The 17,281-nt window shown below is 47.8% G+C and carries 18 protein-coding genes; 7 read left to right on the forward strand and 11 right to left on the reverse strand.

The genetic code is table 11. The features are described 5' to 3' along the window. Positions 1-5 precede the first annotated feature (5 nt). Together EJO50_RS00455 and EJO50_RS00460 are read right to left on the reverse strand one after the other, a co-directional pair. Positions 6-698 (reverse strand): DUF502 domain-containing protein, encoded by a 693-nt coding sequence (locus EJO50_RS00455; protein WP_125971066.1) that lies wholly within the window; start codon positions 696-698, stop codon positions 6-8. Positions 699-882: 184 nt separating this feature from the next. Next, positions 883-1,818 (reverse strand): LysR family transcriptional regulator, encoded by a 936-nt coding sequence (locus tag EJO50_RS00460; protein WP_125971067.1) that lies wholly within the window; start codon positions 1,816-1,818, stop codon positions 883-885. Positions 1,819-1,961: 143 nt separating this feature from the next. Here EJO50_RS00460 and EJO50_RS00465 point away from each other — a divergent pair, with 143 nt between their 5' ends. Continuing rightward, positions 1,962-2,471: a GAF domain-containing protein gene (locus EJO50_RS00465; protein WP_125971068.1), complete on the forward strand. Its 510-nt coding sequence runs from the start codon at positions 1,962-1,964 to the stop codon at positions 2,469-2,471. Between the two features lie 390 nt (positions 2,472-2,861). Here the strand turns inward: EJO50_RS00465 and EJO50_RS00470 are convergent, their stop codons facing one another. The 6 genes from EJO50_RS00470 to EJO50_RS00495 form a co-directional block, all read right to left on the reverse strand. Further along, entirely contained in the window at positions 2,862-3,056 is a 195-nt protein-coding gene (locus EJO50_RS00470; protein ID WP_125971069.1) for a hypothetical protein, read from the reverse strand. Positions 3,057-3,695: 639 nt separating this feature from the next. Continuing rightward, positions 3,696-4,865, reverse strand: coding sequence for an FAD-dependent monooxygenase (locus EJO50_RS00475; RefSeq protein ID WP_164521388.1), 1,170 nt, complete (start codon positions 4,863-4,865; stop codon positions 3,696-3,698). A 195-nt stretch (positions 4,866-5,060) separates the two neighbouring features. Then, the gene (locus EJO50_RS00480; protein ID WP_125971071.1) at positions 5,061-6,356 is read right to left on the reverse strand and encodes an aminopeptidase P N-terminal domain-containing protein; all 1,296 of its coding nucleotides are present in this window, start codon (positions 6,354-6,356) and stop codon (positions 5,061-5,063) included. A gap of 381 nt (positions 6,357-6,737) precedes the next feature. Beyond that, positions 6,738-7,466 carry a YebC/PmpR family DNA-binding transcriptional regulator gene (locus tag EJO50_RS00485; RefSeq protein WP_125971072.1) on the reverse strand — a complete coding sequence of 243 codons (729 nt, stop codon included), beginning with the start codon at positions 7,464-7,466 and terminating at the stop codon, positions 6,738-6,740. Between the two features lie 373 nt (positions 7,467-7,839). Beyond that, on the reverse strand, positions 7,840-8,259 hold the full coding sequence (locus EJO50_RS00490; RefSeq protein WP_125971073.1) for an organic hydroperoxide resistance protein: 420 nt from the start codon (positions 8,257-8,259) through the stop codon (positions 7,840-7,842). Between the two features lie 118 nt (positions 8,260-8,377). Then, positions 8,378-8,821 (reverse strand): MarR family winged helix-turn-helix transcriptional regulator, encoded by a 444-nt coding sequence (locus EJO50_RS00495; protein ID WP_125971074.1) that lies wholly within the window; start codon positions 8,819-8,821, stop codon positions 8,378-8,380. A gap of 323 nt (positions 8,822-9,144) precedes the next feature. Here EJO50_RS00495 and EJO50_RS00500 point away from each other — a divergent pair, with 323 nt between their 5' ends. Both EJO50_RS00500 and EJO50_RS00505 read left to right on the forward strand, forming a co-directional pair. After that, complete coding sequence (locus EJO50_RS00500; RefSeq protein ID WP_125971075.1) at positions 9,145-9,732, forward strand: 3'-5' exonuclease; 588 nt, start codon at positions 9,145-9,147, stop codon at positions 9,730-9,732. Between the two features lie 119 nt (positions 9,733-9,851). Next, positions 9,852-10,046 (forward strand): YgaP family membrane protein, encoded by a 195-nt coding sequence (locus EJO50_RS00505; protein ID WP_125971076.1) that lies wholly within the window; start codon positions 9,852-9,854, stop codon positions 10,044-10,046. A 107-nt stretch (positions 10,047-10,153) separates the two neighbouring features. Here EJO50_RS00505 and EJO50_RS00510 read toward each other — a convergent pair whose 3' ends face one another. Further along, on the reverse strand, positions 10,154-10,903 hold the full coding sequence (locus tag EJO50_RS00510) for a hypothetical protein (RefSeq protein WP_206434425.1): 750 nt from the start codon (positions 10,901-10,903) through the stop codon (positions 10,154-10,156). A gap of 694 nt (positions 10,904-11,597) precedes the next feature. Here EJO50_RS00510 and EJO50_RS00515 point away from each other — a divergent pair. Continuing rightward, positions 11,598-12,224, forward strand: a complete 627-nt coding sequence (locus tag EJO50_RS00515; RefSeq protein WP_164521389.1) for a TIGR02117 family protein — start codon at positions 11,598-11,600, stop codon at positions 12,222-12,224. Between the two features lie 246 nt (positions 12,225-12,470). Here EJO50_RS00515 and EJO50_RS00520 read toward each other — a convergent pair whose 3' ends face one another. Then, positions 12,471-13,286: a hypothetical protein gene (locus EJO50_RS00520; RefSeq protein ID WP_125971078.1), complete on the reverse strand. Its 816-nt coding sequence runs from the start codon at positions 13,284-13,286 to the stop codon at positions 12,471-12,473. Positions 13,287-13,484: 198 nt separating this feature from the next. Continuing rightward, a complete protein-coding gene (cysB, locus tag EJO50_RS00525) occupies positions 13,485-14,420 on the reverse strand; it encodes an HTH-type transcriptional regulator CysB (RefSeq protein ID WP_125971079.1) in 936 nt (311 codons plus the stop codon). Positions 14,421-14,551: 131 nt separating this feature from the next. On the opposite strand from cysB, the gene EJO50_RS00530 reads away from it, so the two are divergent. The 3 genes from EJO50_RS00530 (at position 14,552) to EJO50_RS00540 (ending at position 17,261) form a co-directional block, all read left to right on the forward strand. Next, positions 14,552-15,328 (forward strand): sulfite exporter TauE/SafE family protein, encoded by a 777-nt coding sequence (locus EJO50_RS00530; protein ID WP_125971080.1) that lies wholly within the window; start codon positions 14,552-14,554, stop codon positions 15,326-15,328. 26 nt (positions 15,329-15,354) lie between these two features. Further along, on the forward strand, positions 15,355-16,038 hold the full coding sequence (locus EJO50_RS00535; protein WP_125971081.1) for a phosphoadenylyl-sulfate reductase: 684 nt from the start codon (positions 15,355-15,357) through the stop codon (positions 16,036-16,038). Positions 16,039-16,385: 347 nt separating this feature from the next. Next, positions 16,386-17,261, forward strand: a complete 876-nt coding sequence (locus EJO50_RS00540; RefSeq protein ID WP_164521390.1) for a glucosamine kinase nucleotide-binding domain-containing protein — start codon at positions 16,386-16,388, stop codon at positions 17,259-17,261. The last annotated feature ends 20 nt before the right edge of the window (positions 17,262-17,281 follow it).

The raw sequence follows: 17,281 nt of genomic DNA on the forward strand, positions 1-17,281 counted from the left end.
TTTTTTTAATCGGTAAGCCGCCTGGGGTCAGGGTAAATCATCGGGGCTGATTGTGCAGCCTTTTTGAGCGATGGTGGAGGCGTAATGCCCATCGACATATAGATGCTGGTGAGTTTATCTACACCAATATTGGCAGGGCGTATCCATTCCTTGGGAATGTAGAGTAATCCTCCTCCGATAGGTACAGGGGCAGTGGGCACTAACACGGCCTGGTAGATGCGGCCTTCGATTTCGATTGGCTCGGGATTGGGCATCAGGGCCAGTACGGCAACGCCATCGCCGCCAAACAAGCACCATACCGGGCTCATCGAGCCGATGTCTGCGTCTTCTTTTTGGTCGAGTAAGCTTACAAATCGATCAGCTGTATTGTATAAAGTACCGATTACCGGAATTCGTCTGACTGTTTTATCAAGCAAATAGGCAAGATGCTTTTTAAGCTTTGATTGCACAATTATGCCTAGCGGGTAAATTGTGCCAATCAACATGGCCCAGCCGATTAAATAGCCCAGGACAGGGTGATCAACAATTGGTTGGCCGATCAGGGCAAACAGATGCCCAATCATGCTCTGGGGGCCAAGATAATTGTTGAGCAACTTTACTAGCCACGCCAGTAAAACCATTGTCAGTAAAAAAGGCAGAAGTGCTAACAGGCCAGCAAGCCAGGTGGTGATTATTCTTTCGAGGCTACGCTTGAGCATTGATGTTCCGGTGAGTTAAGTCAAAACGATGTGCTGCTATTTTAACCCTTGGCATGTATAGGCGGCTTAAAACCAAGGGTTGAGATTAATTCTCTGGGGTTATGCACGGTCAGTGGGATTTATCAGATGTTCCATAAAAAGTGCTTTTTACAGTTTCTTTTTTACCAGGTATTTTTTTAAAAACTTACAGCAAGGTCACTCCCGGCAGGTTGATGTGGCTGATTTCGCGCATGGTAACTACGAAGTCTCTGACAAAGGCGGTGTCAGCCTGTGCATTGTTGATGGCGGCATAAAGCTCTGATGTCAGGCCTTGCCCGGTAATCGGTTTAGCCACTACATAGCCACGCTCCAGATAATGCTGCACGCTCCAGCTGGGCAGGGCGGCGATGCCCCGGCGGCTGGCAACCAGTTGCAATATGGCAGCGGTCAGCTCGGTGGTGCGACGCTTGGGGTTGATGCCTGCGGGCTTTAATACTTTTCTGACCAGATCCAGCATATCGTCAGGCACGGGATAGCTAATTAGTGTGTAACTGGCAAAATCCTCAGCGTTTAAAAAGGGCTTATTTGCCAGCGGGTGATCCCTGGCGATCAGCGCAATCATTTCATAGCTAAATAGTGGCTGATAGCTGATGCCCGGCTCATCAGCCGTTTCAGACACAATTGCCAGATCGGCACGATTTTCAAATAACAGCTGCACCGGGTCGGCATGAAAGCCGGACACGATATCCAGCTCGACTTCCGGCCAGTGCCCGCGAAAGTTGTCCATCGCTGGCATCAGCCAGTCAAAACAGGTGTGGCATTCCACCGCAATACGCAGCTGCCCGGCTTCGCCTTCCCTTAATTTGGCAATATCGCGTTCGGTCTGATCAATGCGTGGCAAAAACTCACTCGCCAGCTGGGCCAGTTTTTCACCCGCCGGGGTGAGTTTCAGCGGGCTGGATTTACCGGGGACGGCTTTGCGGATGAGTAGCGGCAGCGCGTAGTGATCTTCTAAAAGGCGAATCTGGTGCGAGAGCGCCGATTGCGTCAGGTGCAAACGCTCTGCCGCGCGGGTCAGGCTGCCGGATTCGCGGATGGCCAGCAGGGTTTTTAGATGGCGAAGTTCGAGTAAGGATTGCATGGTAAGGGTGCTGTTTAACCTTTTAAAAACCAGGGGCCTGTTGAGCGTTTGATTGCTGGCTCGGCGCAATTGCAGATCAAACGCTGGCAGATACAACTTTCAAGAGTATGATTAAATTTGTTACAAGCTAGACAGGATACGTTATGCAGGTGCCAGTATTTCCTCCCGATGAAGCCCTACGTGTACAAACACTGCGTGAGCTGCTGATTCTGGATACGCCGCTTGAGCTGCGTTTTGATAACCTCACTCACGCCGCAGTGGCTTTTTTTCGTGTGCAAATTGCAATAGTCAGCCTGATTGATGCAGACCGGCAATGGTTTAAATCGGCTTGTGGCCTGGATATGAAAGAAACACCCCGCGATATCTCTTTTTGCGGTCATGCTATTTTACAGGACGAAGTGTTTGTGGTTGAAGATGCTTTGCTGGATGAGCGCTTCTTTGATAACCCGCTTGTGACTGGCAGGCCCAGAATTCGTTTTTATGCCGGAGCACCCTTAAAAGCCAGCAATGGTCTGAATCTTGGTACGCTCTGCCTGATCGACCCTTCCCCCCGGAAACTGCAGGGTTTTGAAATAGAAATGCTGTCCGATATGGCAAGGCTGGTGGTGCAGGAGCTGGAGCGGCCGGAGCCTGGGGCTGAGGCGGTGGGGTAAAAGCTTTGTATCTATGAGGTGATTATATATTTTACAAAAAAAGAAAGTGTAGTGTAAAATTTGGCTTGAAATGTAGTGTGCCAGTATAAATAATTCTAGCGATGAAAGTAAGAAATTTTCTTTGAAGATAGTGTTTTTACAGACAAGAACCTGTACTGCAATGGTGCATTTAGTCGATCAGGCTAATTTTGTGTATATGGCACCATGCCTTTATTTTTTTCGCTGTTTTCTTGTTCGAATTGATACCATGCAGCCAGTAATTGATGTCAGTCTGCCCAATCTTTAAACCGGCCTAAAGAGCACCCTGATGCCTGAATATGGCTTGCACTTCATTATAAAAACCTAGTGTATGTTTTTTAGAAAAAGAAACGGGCAATTGGTTTGCCAGGCCTAAATCATTTTTGCAGGTAAAGGTAAATAGAGTTTGTTATTATTCAAATCTGTGGGCAGAGTTTCTATACCTTTGATAAGATATTCGGATTGAAAATGAACCTTGCCACTATCAATACTAATAAACCCTTTGCAGCCAGGATCATTAATCATAAAATCAATAGTTTTAATAATATCGCTTAATTTGGCTTTCACAGCTATTGCCCCGCTATGTATATTTTTTTAAGGGATAATTTATAATTAGTATTAACTCTATGTAATTTTTAGTGATAAAGAAATGATTAATATACTTGCCATCCTAATAATATTGCAATAACTATTTTACTTTGGTTTGTATAGTTATGTATAAAAATTACATATGCTTAGGCAGGCACGAGCCTGTTTGTTTTGTTACTTTAGAGCTGTGTTTTTTTGAGGAATATAGCCGATTGTAATTATCCGGCATCTGGCCGGATGATAGGTAAAAGCATTTTTGACAGGGAGTAATTTTTTAAAGCTGATTGTTTGTAAAAAATGCTGGCTGGTCACGCATTTTTCAATGTGCTGTTAAATTTTATTTGATTCTTAATATATTCTTTGTGATCTATTTTATGTTGTTGTCATTTTTGGCATTTTAGAAAAGCTAAGATAAAAAAATCTTTTCAATGAGGCTTATTGTTTTTTATTTGTAATTTATGGTTGAGGTTCCGTGGCTTGTATTGATAATAGCATTTCTGCTTCTATGCTTTTGCCCCATTTTTCAATTTGGCAGAAACGGATATTTTTAGGGCTTTGGTTTTTTTATCTGTGGTTTGTGAGGCTCGCCCGGCATCGGGGCGATTTAAATGGCGTTTATTACCTTGCACCAAACACCATCCGTTTTGCAAAGCCCTTTCTTAGCCAGCTTATTTGATCCATGGCAATCAGCCCCAGGCTGCGGCCATGTTTGAGTAAGGGGCCGGGGTGGTCGAAATAGGTGATCAGGCCGTCGGTAAAATGTGTGACCAGATCGGCATCTTTTTTGCGCAGGCGAGCATAACGGGCCAGTTGCGCTGCTTCGCCAATTTCATCCTGGCGGGTAGATATTATCAGCTCGGCCAGTGTTGTGGCGTCACGCAGGCCCAGATTCAGGCCCTGTCCTGCTACGGGGTGCAGTGTTTGCGCTGCATTGCCGATTAAGACGACACGGCGGCCCACCACGGAATTGAGCGTTTTTAAAGCCAGCGGCCAGCTGGCGCGGGAAGCCACGCTGCTAAACCCTGCGATACGGCCAGAAAACCGCCTGCTGACTTCCTGTATAAAATCGTCTTCACTCATGGCTAAGCGTTTGCTGGCAAGCTCGGGGGATTGCGGCCAGACAAGGGTGAAGTCTTTTCCATTAGGCAAGAGCGCCATGGTGGTATCGTTGGCAAAGCGCTCATAGGCCATGCCGCCATGCGGCTCGCTGGGCGTGAGCTTAGCAAGGATGGCGTGCTGATGATACGGCTTGATGGTCTGGATAATATCGTCCAGCTGGCTGATCAGCTGGCCGCCATCGGCAAGCACCACAAGGCGGGCGGTGAGCTGCTCTTCTCCCTTGGGGCCGTCGATTTTAATCTGCGCAAAGCGGGCCAGCCGCGTGATTTTGCTGACACGATAGCCTAGTGCTGCCTTGGCTGTGCTTTCGCTGAGCGTGTTAAAAGCGCGGCGGGCCAGCTTGTCATAGTCCACCACAAAACCTAAGGCGGGCAGGCCCAGCTCGCTGGCTAACAGCTCGGTGCGGCCGATTGTGCCCTGCTGCGAGATATGCACTTTGGTGATGGCTGTTGCGGTAAGCTCTTCTCCCCATAAACCCACTCTGTCCAGCGCTTCAAAGCTGGCCCAGGATAAGGCCAGCGCGCGCGGGTCGGCTTCAATTCTGGGTTTTGCATCAACCAGCAGGGCATTAATGCCGGCCGCTGCCAGCCTTTGTACGACCAAAGCGCCAATCGGGCCACCGCCAACAATCAGCACGTCTACATGGAGGGGGAGTTTTTCTAAGAGCATATCGACCTGATGAAAAATTTGAGGCAAGGGATGAGTTTAAGGTCATAAGCAGGGAGGATGAAACCCCATACATGCTAACAAAATTGTTTTTATTAGCAAATAGCCAAAAAATGTTGTGACGGCGCTCTTTGTATGGGGCTTTTGACTTTGGTTAAGCGCATATGGGGTACACTCGCCATGCGAACAATACATGCCTTACCTTGCCATAATCGCTTCAATTTCTGCTACGGTTTTTGGGCAGCTGGCGTTCAGGTTTTCCATGCCGTCTTTGGTAATCAGTACGTCGTCCTCAATGCGCACACCGATATTTTCAAAGTGCTTGGGCACATTGGCGGCAGGGCGGATGTAAAAGCCGGGCTCTACCGTCATGACCATGCCGGCTTCCAGGTTACGCCATTCACCTTTGATTTTGTAAGCGCCTGCATCGTGCACATCAAGGCCCATCCAGTGCCCGGTGTTGTGCATATAAAACTGCTTATAGCTCAGCGATTCAAGTACGCCATCCAGCGAGCCTTGCAATAAGCCCAAATCGATCATCCCCTGAGCCAATACACGCACAGCTGCTTCGTGTGGCGCGTTCCAGCTTTTGCCTGCGCGGCAAGCATCGAGCGCGGCGTATTGGGCGGCTAGTGTGACTTCGTATACATCTTTTTGCGGGCCGCTGAATTTGCCGTTTACCGGGAAGGTGCGGGTGATATCGGAGGCGTAGCCACCGATTTCGCAGCCTGCATCAATCAGCAGTAAATCGCCGTCGTTCATGCGTTGATTATTTTCGCCATAATGCAGGCAGGTGGCATTCGCGCCCGATGCCACAATGCTGGAGTAAGCAGGAAAGCGGCTGCCCTGGCGGTAATAATCGTGCAGAATTTCGGCTTCTACTTCGTATTCCATTTGCCCCGGGCGGGCAAAGCGCATGGCACGGATATGCGCTGCAGAGTTAATCAGCCCCGCTTTACGTAACAGTGCGATTTCAAATTCATCTTTAAATAAGCGCATTTCGGCGATGGTGCTGCGTATATCGGCGATTTCATTCGGGGCGGTTACACCGCTGCGCACTTTAGCGCGCACGCCGTTTACCCAGCTCGCTACCCGGCTGTCCCATGCGGCATTGTGGCCAAAGGTGGTATGTAAACGTGGCTGATTTTGTAAGAGTTCGATCATTTTCTGGTCGAGCTCTTCAATTGAATAGGCTGCATCAAAATTAAACTGCTCACGGGCGGCATCAGGGCCGTGACGGTAGCCATCCCAGATTTCGCGCTCTAAGTCCTTGGGGCGGCAAAACAGGATATTCTGAGTGCTTTCTGCACCAATAATTTGTACGAATACGGCATCTGCTTCGTTAAAGCCAGTCAGGTAATAAAAGCTGGAATCATAGCGAAACGGATAAGTTGAATCGGCATTGCGAATGACTTCTGTTGTGTTCGGAACAATAACCACACCGGCAGCTAAGCGTGTGGACAAGATGGCACGGCGGGTTATGTAAGGCTGCATGGATGGCTTTCCCAAAGAAGGTAGGCAGATTATACGGCGAGGCGCAGCACAGTGCGTATTTTTACTTACCTGCGGGAGATATTGTGCACTGCCATATAAGCCAGGCCTTGAAATACAGAGATTCCGGGATGAAATCGGAGCGTTGCCCAGTGACAATCGGTGGGCAATATACCTTCCCAAGGGCGATCGGCATTTGTGTCCGGTGCACGTTTATGGCGATGGATTCGTAAAGCGGGCTAAATTTTAGATATACCAGGGTTTATTGATATTTGATGTTTTGCAGCCAGTGCAGCTTGGATATCAATAAACCCCGATCTTTAACGCAGTAAAGCTGCCAGGGCACTTGCGCTGTGTGGAGATTTTTGTTTTATACGGGGTGGATTACTCTTCGTCCATCACGGCCGTAGTGTATACCGCCTGTGCGTCGTCGAGGTTTTCCAGCATATCGAGCAGTTTTTGCATCTTAGCCACGTCATCTCCCAGAATCTCGGTTTCGGCCTGTGGCTTCATGGTGACTTCGCCCATTTCTGCTTTAAAGCCGGCTTTTTCCAGCGCTTCTTTTACGGTGATAAATTCGTAAGGCGGGGTGATCACTTCGATTGAGCCATCATCATTGGTGATGATGTCATCCGCTCCTGCTTCCAGAGCGACTTCCATTAAGGCGTCTTCCGGTGTGCCCGGGGCAAAAATCAGCGTGCCACAGTGTTTAAACTGGAATGATACGCAGCCGTCTGCTCCCATATTGCCGCCGCATTTGGCAAAGGCATGGCGTACTTCGGCCACGGTACGCACGCGGTTATCGGTCAGGCAGTCAATCATCACGGCTGCGCCGCCGATGCCGTAACCTTCGTAACGGCATTCAACGTAATCCACACCTTCCATATTGCCCGAGCCGCGCTCAACAGCACGTTGCACATTGTCTTTTGGCATATTTGCGTCGTAGGCTTTATCAATGGCCAGACGTAAACGCGGATTGGTTTCAATTTCGCCGCCGCCCATTTTGGCTGCAACGGTAATTTCTTTAATCAGACGGGTAAAGAGCTGGCCGCGTTTGGCGTCCTGGCGACCTTTACGATGCTGAATATTTGCCCACTTTGAGTGACCTGCCATGCTCGAATGTCCTGTTAAAGCCGAAGTTTAATGGCAGATTTTAGCAGAGAGAGGACAGAAGGAGGAGAGGGGGAGAGATTGGCTATGGCGGATTGGGTAAAAAAGCTGTGTATTTGCTTGATCTGGGGCAAATAGCGATCTTATCGCAGAGGCTGGGGACTTAATCTACAGTCTTGCAGCAGCTATATTAATGATTGGTTTTTTGTGCGCTCAGGCTATGGATTAAACATCCCCGGCAGAGCCTCTTTTTAGGTGTTGCTGGTTATTGGCATCGCTTGAATGACAAAAAAGCCGCAGCTGCGGCTTTTTTCTAAAATATCTATCGTGTGATATTTACCCAAATAGCAATTGAGCACCGGATTATTTTGATATTTTATAAAACGGTAAGGGTTACTTCGATATTGCCGCGAGTGGCATTGGAGTAAGGGCAGACTTCATGCGCTTTATTGACGAGTGCTTCAGTCGCGCTGCGCTCCATTCCCGGAACAGAGATATTCAGGGCCACTTGCAAACCAAACCCGCCCTGGCCATTCGGGCCAATTCCCACCAGGCCATTGACTGATGTTGCTGCTGGCAGTGCAATTTTTTCTGCTGCAGCCACAAACTTCATTGCGCCAATAAAGCAGGCAGAATAACCAGCGGCAAACATTTGCTCGGGATTTGTGCCCTCGCCGCCTGCGCCGCCTAGCTCTTTAGGAGTGCTTAGTTGCACATCAAGTTTTTGATCGTCAGAAGTAGCGCGGCCATCGCGCCCGCCCGTTACTGTTGCATTGGCTGTGTAAAGAATGTGCATGTGATGCTCCCTGGTTTGAAAGTGTTGTACGATAAATTGACTATATTACACAATTAAATAGTGTGCAATATATATTACGCAAAAGGCTCAAAAGGGGATGATGGGGGATTGCCAGGGGCTAGAGCTGCGTGTTCAGATCATTGCGAATCTGAACCAGCTGGCTGCGCAGCTGCATCAGGGTATCTTTGCTCTGCCCGCTGGCGCACATCAGTTGTACAGGGATTGCCCGGGCGGCTTCTTTAAGCGCTTTGCCATCGGGCGTGAGGGTAATCCGTACCTGGCGCTCGTCTGCCGTATCGCGCTGGCGGCTAATTAAGGCAGCATTTTCCATTCGCTTTAGCAGCGGTGTTAAGGTGCCGGAATCCAGAAACAGTGCTTCGCCGATATCTTTCACCAAGATATCATCTTGTTGCCATAGCACTAACATAACTAGATACTGAGGGTAAGTAAGGCCAATCTTTGCAAGCAGTGGTTTGTAAGCCTTTGTCACCGCCAGCGAGGCGGAGTAGAGGGAAAAGCAAAATTGCTTATCAAGACAGAGCAGGTCTGAATCTGGTTCCATTGTTTTTTCAGGCAGGGGTATGGTGGCAGGTGCTAGTTTAGCAAGCTTGGCAGCAAGTATGATCAAATTTATAAACACAAGCTGATTAAGTTTGGCGAAATACCTGGTTAATCTGGGCCTTGCGGGGCGCAGATGATTCGCTGTTTGTAAATATTTCCTGTTATTTCTGCTGTCTTACTCTACTGAATGCAAGTCATTACGCACGAAATATGTAGCAAATTGCCCAGTGCCTATTTTTACACAGAGTCTGCATATTGGGGCTTGGCCTTGAAGGCTTGGCAATATTGTTTTTTTATCTTTTAGCTTTTAATTTAAAACGGCCTATGAATTTAGAAATCGTTCTTCCTCCCTACCCTGGTATTTCTCTGGAGCACGTGTATTTAGTGCAATCTCTGCCGGATGCAGAACGCGCTTTGGCGGTGTTAGAAGTGGCGGACGTACTGGGCTTTGATACCGAGTCCAAGCCTGTTTTTTTTAAAGGGCAGCAATCCACTGGGCCGCATTTAATTCAGCTTGCTACTGACCAGGAGGTATTTTTATTTCCGGTGGTGGCAGCGGGCCATAGCACTGTAGCTATTAAGGCCGTGCTTGAGTCGCCGCAAATACTGAAAGTAGGGTTTGGTTTAGGTGATGATCATAAGCGGCTGCAAGCCAAGCTGGGAATCACACCCAGGCATGTTCTTGATTTATCCAGAGCGCTCAGGGAAAAAGGGCAGGGCGACTTGGGGGCCAAGTCTGCGGTGGCAATGCATTTTGGAATGCGCTTACAAAAATCAAAAAAAGTCTCAACTTCAAACTGGGCTGCTGCTCTTTTAAACGAGCGGCAAATCAAATATGCGGCAGATGATGCACATGTGGCACTGTTGGTGTACCGGAAGTGGCAAGCTGGTGGCACACGGTTTGCCGGATGAGCTTACTACTATATCTTGACTTATAATATATTTTAAAATATATTGTTATCATGTAAAGTGATGGTGATGTAATACCTATTTACTGATCCGAAATCGAGTTGACAAGTGGGAGCAAGATCATGAATGTAGGCGGAATTGATCGTATTTTACGGATTGCAGCAGGCTTGGTTTTGATTGTGCTGGCGTTATCGGGGCAAATTGGTGCCTGGGGTTTTATTGGCATACTGCCTTTGGCAACAGGGCTGTTTCGTTTTTGCCCTGCTTATAAATTAATCGGCTTTAATTCCTGCCCTTTAAGAAAAAGCGGTGAATAATTTTTGAGTAAGCCCTTGCGTCTGCAAGGGCTTAAATAGCCATCTCCGAGGGTTTCTCTCAGATATAGCCATTTTGGCTACCTGTTAGAGCTCATCAGAGCTTGGACTTAGTAGCGAGGTGGTGCCGCATAAGGGTTGTCTGCCGGAAACGGATTAGGTTTTTGTGTTTTGCTTTTCAGGGCAACACGGAAAACGGCTACGCCAATCACACCAATATTGTTGGTGTCCCCGGCTGGCGTGTTGGCAGCATAGGCCTGATCAGGGGTTGAAAAGCGAAATGCTGCGACTTCTTCTTTGTTTTTGCGAAACCCTTCAATAGTGAGTGAGCGCTGCGCCGCCAGCAGATAGCCCGTATTACTGAGGCTGCCTGCCTGTCCGTTAAGCACATCCAGCCCGTCCACGGTAGTGACAATTTCAAAATCATTGTTGCTTAAATTTTCAAATTTGAGTGAATAGCGTGCGCCATTTGTGCCGCCAAGCAAAAATTGCCCCTGAGCTGTACGCATAAGCGGGATAGGACGGTTGTTTTCATCGAGTACGGTCCATTCGATCTCCCCGCGAACCAGGGGCAGATTGAGCTGATGTGCCGCTTTTGGCAGTGTTTTTGCTTCACGATATGAGATAGAGGCTATTTGCTCTGCTTGTTGCGGGGTGATGCGGCTGCCTTCAACATTGTGTACGCTGGATTCAAGTCCCTCGCCCCATTTTGTACCAAGCTTTGCGCTTGAAGTTTCTGTTTGTTGGGGAGCGGGCATGCTGGAGCAGGCAGCAAGCAGGCTAAGCAGGCTAAGCAGGCAAAGGCTGCCAAGTAGTTTGGCCCAATGTTTTTTAGCTTCGATATTTAACAGATAGTGCATTACGTATTTCTCATTATTTAAATAGGTTTTAAAAAAATGCTTGTTGCAGGTGTATTGCTTTCTTTAAGTGTTTATCATGCACTATGTGTTATTTACGGGTAAATATATTTTTAGTTATTTTTCTTTCGGTAAATATTTCTACCTACAGGTTGGTGTGTATTTTTAGATTTTTCGTTGGGGTTTTTATTTACGTTAAACATAATGCAAAGTTTTTTTACTTGTAGCTGGTTTTAAATTAATTAGCATATGCAATAAATATTTTCCGATATTTATCCGGGCAGGGTCAGTGGGTGCTAATTGATTAAATCTGCTTCATTTATGCCCGATGTAAACTTAGCTTTGCACTGGGTTATTGCTACAAAGATGCGGATAAGATGTTTTAATCAAAAAAATCTGCACTGTTTACGCTTTGTTTGCGGGGCTTATTTCTGGCTGGCCCGGAATACTGGTTTTAATCGCAATACCTTGGGTGCCCGGTAAAAAATTTAGTGCACTGGACTGGAAAATAAAACCGAGACTACCTGCTTGCTGTTTATCCAGCCTGCAAACAGGGGCAGCAACATCTCTTTTGTGCCGGATGGGGTGAGGGCCGCCGATCTGGCCAGCGCTGCTGCTGCTAAATTTGAGTGCCAGCACCGCTCATATGTTAATTTACAATTCAATTGAATGTATAAATAGATGGAGCACTAGAAAATTGGTTTTATTCAGACTATTTATGGTATTTTTTATCTGTTTGCTAAGCTATTTTACTTACGCTGTTGAGCCCGCCTCGGGCAGTAATGCATCTATTTATGTTATAAATAATGGCTGGCATACTGGCCTGGTATTACCTGCTACAGCATTAAAGCAGTTTCCTGAGTTGAAACAGCGTTTTGGCGATGTGCCTTATCTGGAAATGGGCTGGGGTGATAAAGGCTTTTACCAGGAAAGAAATGTAACTGCAGGGATTGCTATACGGGCAATGCTTGGAATATCTGGATCGATTATTCATCTGGTCGCCGTGCCTTATGATCCAAAGCAGTATTTTAAAAATAGCCAAATAAAAGAAATTTGCCTGTCCAGCGTGCAATTACAACGTTTAAGTCAGAATCTGGCGCAAAGCTTTGATCAAAGTAGTGGATCTGTCAGTGCTTTGGGCAAAGGTTTATACGGAGATAGCGAGTTTTATGCAGCATTAGGGGCTTATCATCTTTTTAATACTTGTAATAGCTGGACTGCTCAGCAATTGGCCAGTTTGGATTTGCCAATCTGGCCCTATTTTAAATTAACCGCCAGCAGTGTGATGAACGCAATTGCCGCTTTGCCAGAGCAATGCCAGTAATGTTATCACTAACCTATGCCTGATGCTTATTTAAAATAAATAGGCAGCTCCATTGCCAAATAAATATTAATTAAATTACTAAATAATTATTTTTTATCCTAACCTGTTTTTAATACAGCGGTATTTGCCCTTTGTGATGATCTGTATGTATTTCTCTATAGTTGGGCAGAATGATGTTGTTATTTGTTTCTCTGTTGGGAAAGTTAAATAATGCGTGTAAATAGAATTTAGCAGCGGGATTAATTGCTATAGCCAGTGCGCCAGTCTGGCCAGTGCGTAAACGCAAAGGCTGCTCAGTGCAAGCAGAGCAGGGGATTGCCACTGGTGGTTAATCAGGCGGGAGAGGGCAATCAGCAGCAGGCTGCAGATGATCCAGCTCCGGCTGATAGGTATAAGGCCCAGCAGCCAGGCACAGGGTAGCAGGGGAATAAACCAGCTGATAGCTTTAAATGAGCGGGCGTGATGTGTGTCCGTGGCAGGGGCCAGCTCGGGGAGCTGGTTTTGTAATGCGGTTAGGAAGCTGCTGAGGCCCTGGCGTAAATCTGTAATAAGTTGCCGGGCAAGTATTGGGTCGATTCCTTTGGCTATTAAAATACCGTAAAGGCCAAGGCTTGCTTCTGCGCCGGGCAGATTGTGTTCTATTTCGGCAGGAGGGCTGATACGGGTACGCCAGATTTGCCATGCTGCACCAGCGATGGCAAGCAGCCAGAGACCAAATTGCATGGAAGCGGTAAGGCGATTAAAGCCTGCCAGCAGGGCAAGCAGGCTAATACCAAGCAGCAGTGCATCATTGAGACTTTGCCGGATCAGCTGAAAGCGATAGTGGCTGGCTGGCAGATAAAGCGCTGCACCCTGTATGCCCCGCTTAATCAGGCTGGGGGCAAGCAGCGCAGGCCCAAATGTTGTCAGCAAAAAAATCCAGTATCGGGCCCGGTTGGAACGTGGCTCTTTCGCTTCTAATGCGGCCAATTCCAGAAAAAACCATTGTCGCACCGAGCCTGACTCCTGATCGGATAGTGCGCTTAACAGGGCATATTTTTCGGGTGAGCTAAATGGCTGCATGAAGGAGCGGGTGATGGTTAGGTGGCAAATTGCAAGTGAAGATACGAACTACTTATGCAGCTCGCACCTTCAGGCCGTGATTTATAGGGAGAGCAAGGGTGCGTCTCTGTTTTTCATTTGCCCCCTGCTCTTCAAGTATATGGGTTTTGTTACGCAGGCTTTTGTGCATTAAATCAACATACACGGTTTGTGCTTTTTCTACTCTTCGCTGTCACACATCAGGGCCGCCTGCACTACCTTGCGGTTAAGATGCGGGGAGAATAGTTCGATAAAGTCGTAAGCATAGCCACGCAAATAAGCATCTTTGCGAATCCCGATGCGGGTGGTGGATTCATGAAATAAGTGCGAGGCGTCGATCGCAACAAGCTGCTGATCACGCTCGGCTTCAAATGCCATGGTTGCCAGAATGCCGATACCCAGCTCAAGGGCAACATAGGTTTTGATCACATCCGAATCGATGGCGGTCAGCACCACATTCGGGGTAAGGCCGTGCGACTCAAAAGCTTCGTTGATTTTATTGCGCCCTGCAAAGGCAAAATCGTAAGTAATCAGCGGCCAGGCGGCGACATCATCCAGGGTGATCGGGCGATCAAGCCGGGTGAGCGGGTGGCCCACAGGCACCACAATGCTGCGGTTCCAGTTGTAGCAATCAAGCATGGCCAGCTCGGAGTAATGATCGATGCCTTCTGTGGCGATGGCGATATCGGCAGCGCCTTCTACAACCATTTCACTAATTTGCGTCGGGCTGCCTTGTTTAATGGACAAGTGCACCTTAGGGTAGCGCAGCATAAAATTATGGATAGTGGTGGGCAGTGCGTAGCGTGCCTGGGTGTGCGTGGTGGCAATGGTGAGGCTGCCGCCTTCCACATTAATAAAATCTTCACCGATGCGCTTTAGGTTTTGTGCCTGCATCAGCATGCGCTCGGAAATACGCAGAATTTCCTTGCCCGGAGCGGTCACATCCACGACACGTTTACCGTTACGAATAAAAATTTGCACGCCTAATTCATCTTCCAGCAGGCGAATTTGCTTGGAAATGCCTGGCTGGGAGGTGTGGAGCTTCTCGGCAGCTTCAGAAACATTCAGGCCTTGTTTAGCCACTTCCACTAGATAGCGCAGCTGTTGCAACTTCATGGCAAATCCTTTCGCAAAAATAATGTAAACAAAACCTAATAACCCATTCGTATAAAATCTTAACATATTCGTCTATAGAATTATAAAACGAGTTGCTATGCTGGCAAACTATTTGGATATTGGGCGACATCATGGAATACGGATATATTGTCGCAGGCTTACTGGTGGGCTTTATTGTCGGCATGACAGGTGTAGGAGGCGGCTCTTTAATGACGCCGATTTTGCTCTGGTTTGGGATTAGTCCGGCCACGGCCGTGGGTACGGATTTACTTTATGCCGCCATTACCAAGGGTAGCGGGATTTTTGTTCATCACAAAAAGAAAAATATTGACTGGAATATCACCGGCTGGCTGGCCGCAGGCAGTGTGCCCGCAGCGCTGATTACCTTGCTGGTGCTGCACAATTTGCATTCCGATTTAAGTGTGGTCAATGCGCTGATTAAGCAGGCGCTGGGTGTGGCGCTGTTATTAACGGCAGTTGCGATTGTGTTTAAGCCGCAGTTATTAAAATGGGGACATCGCCACGCCTCATCATGGCTTTATTTACCTCCTCGCAAGCTCAATAGCATTACTGTGCTGGTCGGCGTATTTCTGGGGGTGATTGTGACCCTTACCTCGATTGGTGCAGGGGCTTTGGGAACGGTGGCTTTATTTTTACTTTATCCGATGATTTCCACCTCACGACTGGTCGGTACAGAGATTGCGCATGCTGTTCCGCTCACTTTGGTCGCCGGGCTGGGGCATGCAGGCCTTGGCAATATTGATTGGCATCTGCTGATGTATTTACTGATAGGCTCTTTACCGGGGATTTATTTTGGCAGCCATTTAACCGGCCGGGTTCCGGAAACTGTTTTACGCCCCTGTCTGGCGGTGATGCTGGTGATGATTGGCGGTAAGCTGATATTTTGAGTGCAGTAATGAGGGAGCAGAAAAGAATGAGCTTTGAAGAAAAACTAGCCGATACGATCGCGCTGCTGCACAAAATTGCCACTGAATATAGCCCTGCTGTATTTGCCAATTCATTGGGGGCAGAAGATATGGTGATCACTGATCTGATTGCCAAACATCAGGTGGATATTCAGATTTTTAGTCTGGATACGGGCCGCCTGCCTGCCCAGACTTATGCCTTGATGCAAAAATCTGCCGTGCAGTATTCAAGCCAGCCGATTCAGGTGTTTTTTCCGCAAACGGCGGCAACAGAACGCTTTGTTAATCAGCATGGCATCAATGCTTTTTATGAATCGGTTGAGCTGCGTAAAGCCTGTTGCCAGATTCGTAAAATGGAGCCTTTAAAGCGTGCTCTGGCAGGTAAAAAAGCCTGGGTTACTGGCCTGCGCCGCGAGCAATCGCCAACCCGTACTGATTTGGGTAATCAGGAGTTTGATAGTGGTAATGGCCTGGCAAAATTTAACCCGCTGATTGAATGGACAGAAAAAGAAGTCTGGGGGTATATCAAGGCGAACAATGTGCCTTACAACGCTTTGCACGATCAGCACTACCCTTCGATTGGCTGCGAGCCCTGTACGCGCGCTGTTGCTATGGGGGAGGATGTCAGAGCGGGGCGCTGGTGGTGGGAGGACCCGGCTAATAAAGAATGTGGTTTACATGTAAAAAAATAAACCGGTGTCCGCAACGATGCGGACATTTTTTTTGCGAGCCAGCAGGGTACCATCCCGTTTTTCCGGGCGGCATAGCTCTGGTTAAAAGTAAGCCACGCAAGGTGGCTTTTTTTCTGCGTAAAGCGGGTTAAAGCAAGAGTGGCTTTTTAATTACACTCTGTCAAATGTCTGCCTCATCTCATTGACATGGTTTATCTGTCTGATTAAATTGGTACGGTACATTACTTGTATGTAAGCTATTTTTCGCAAAATTAAGCGATTTTATAGTTTGTACATTATCAAATTGGTATTACAAGGTATATCAATTGGTATTTAAACTAAACCACAATAAGATGAAGAGACCAACAATGAGCAAGATTCAATATTTAATCGGTGTGGATGGTGGCGGTACAGGTACACGTATTTGTATTGCAGGCCCGGATGGTGTGGAAAAGGTGCGTGCTGAAGGGGCTGCATCTGCTTTGGGGCAGGGCATTGATAAAGCCTGGCTTAACATTGCTCAGGCAATCAGGGCGGGCTTTGCCGAGCTGGAAATTGAGCCGGATTTTGCTCAGTGCGCAGTGGGTCTGGGGATATCGGGTGTTCATAATCCGGTTTGGGCTGAAGAATTCAGGCAAAAAAATCCAGGTTTTGGCAAAATTGTTGTTGAAACCGATGGTTTTTCTACTCTGCTGGGGGCAACTAATGGACAGCATGGTGGGATTATCGCGATTGGAACCGGCTCTATCGGGGAAGCATGGCTGCCAGATGGTCAGCGCCTGGAGGTGGGGGGCTGGGGTTTTCCAACTTCTGATGAGGGCAGTGGCGCATTTTTGGGCTTAAAAGCCATCAACCATGTGCAGCGGATTATGGATGGGCGCCGCCCTGTGACTGACTTTGGCCGTAAGTTGCTCTCGATCACGGGGCAGACCAAGGTAGAGATTTTTAACTGGATGGGGCAAATGAAGCAGGGTGAATGCGCTTCATTGTCGCCGGTAGTCATGGAGTTTGCTGCCAGTGATGCGTATGCTCGTGCTTTCCTGCAAGATGCAGGTCAGGAAATCGAGCAGATTGGTCAGGCTTTGCGTGCACAAAATCCAAATCTGCCATTGGCCATTTGTGGTGGTGGTTTATCCGAGGCTCTGCGGCCATTTATTCCGGCAGACTTTTTAGCGAGCACCATCCGTCCACAGAAAGATTCCTGTGCAGGTGCTTTAATTCTGATTTACCAAGCGTTGGCTTGATTTTACATAAAGAGGCGAAA

It is taken from the genome of Iodobacter ciconiae (assembly GCF_003952345.1).
GTDB classification, from domain to species: Bacteria; Pseudomonadota; Gammaproteobacteria; order Burkholderiales; family Chitinibacteraceae; genus Iodobacter; species Iodobacter ciconiae.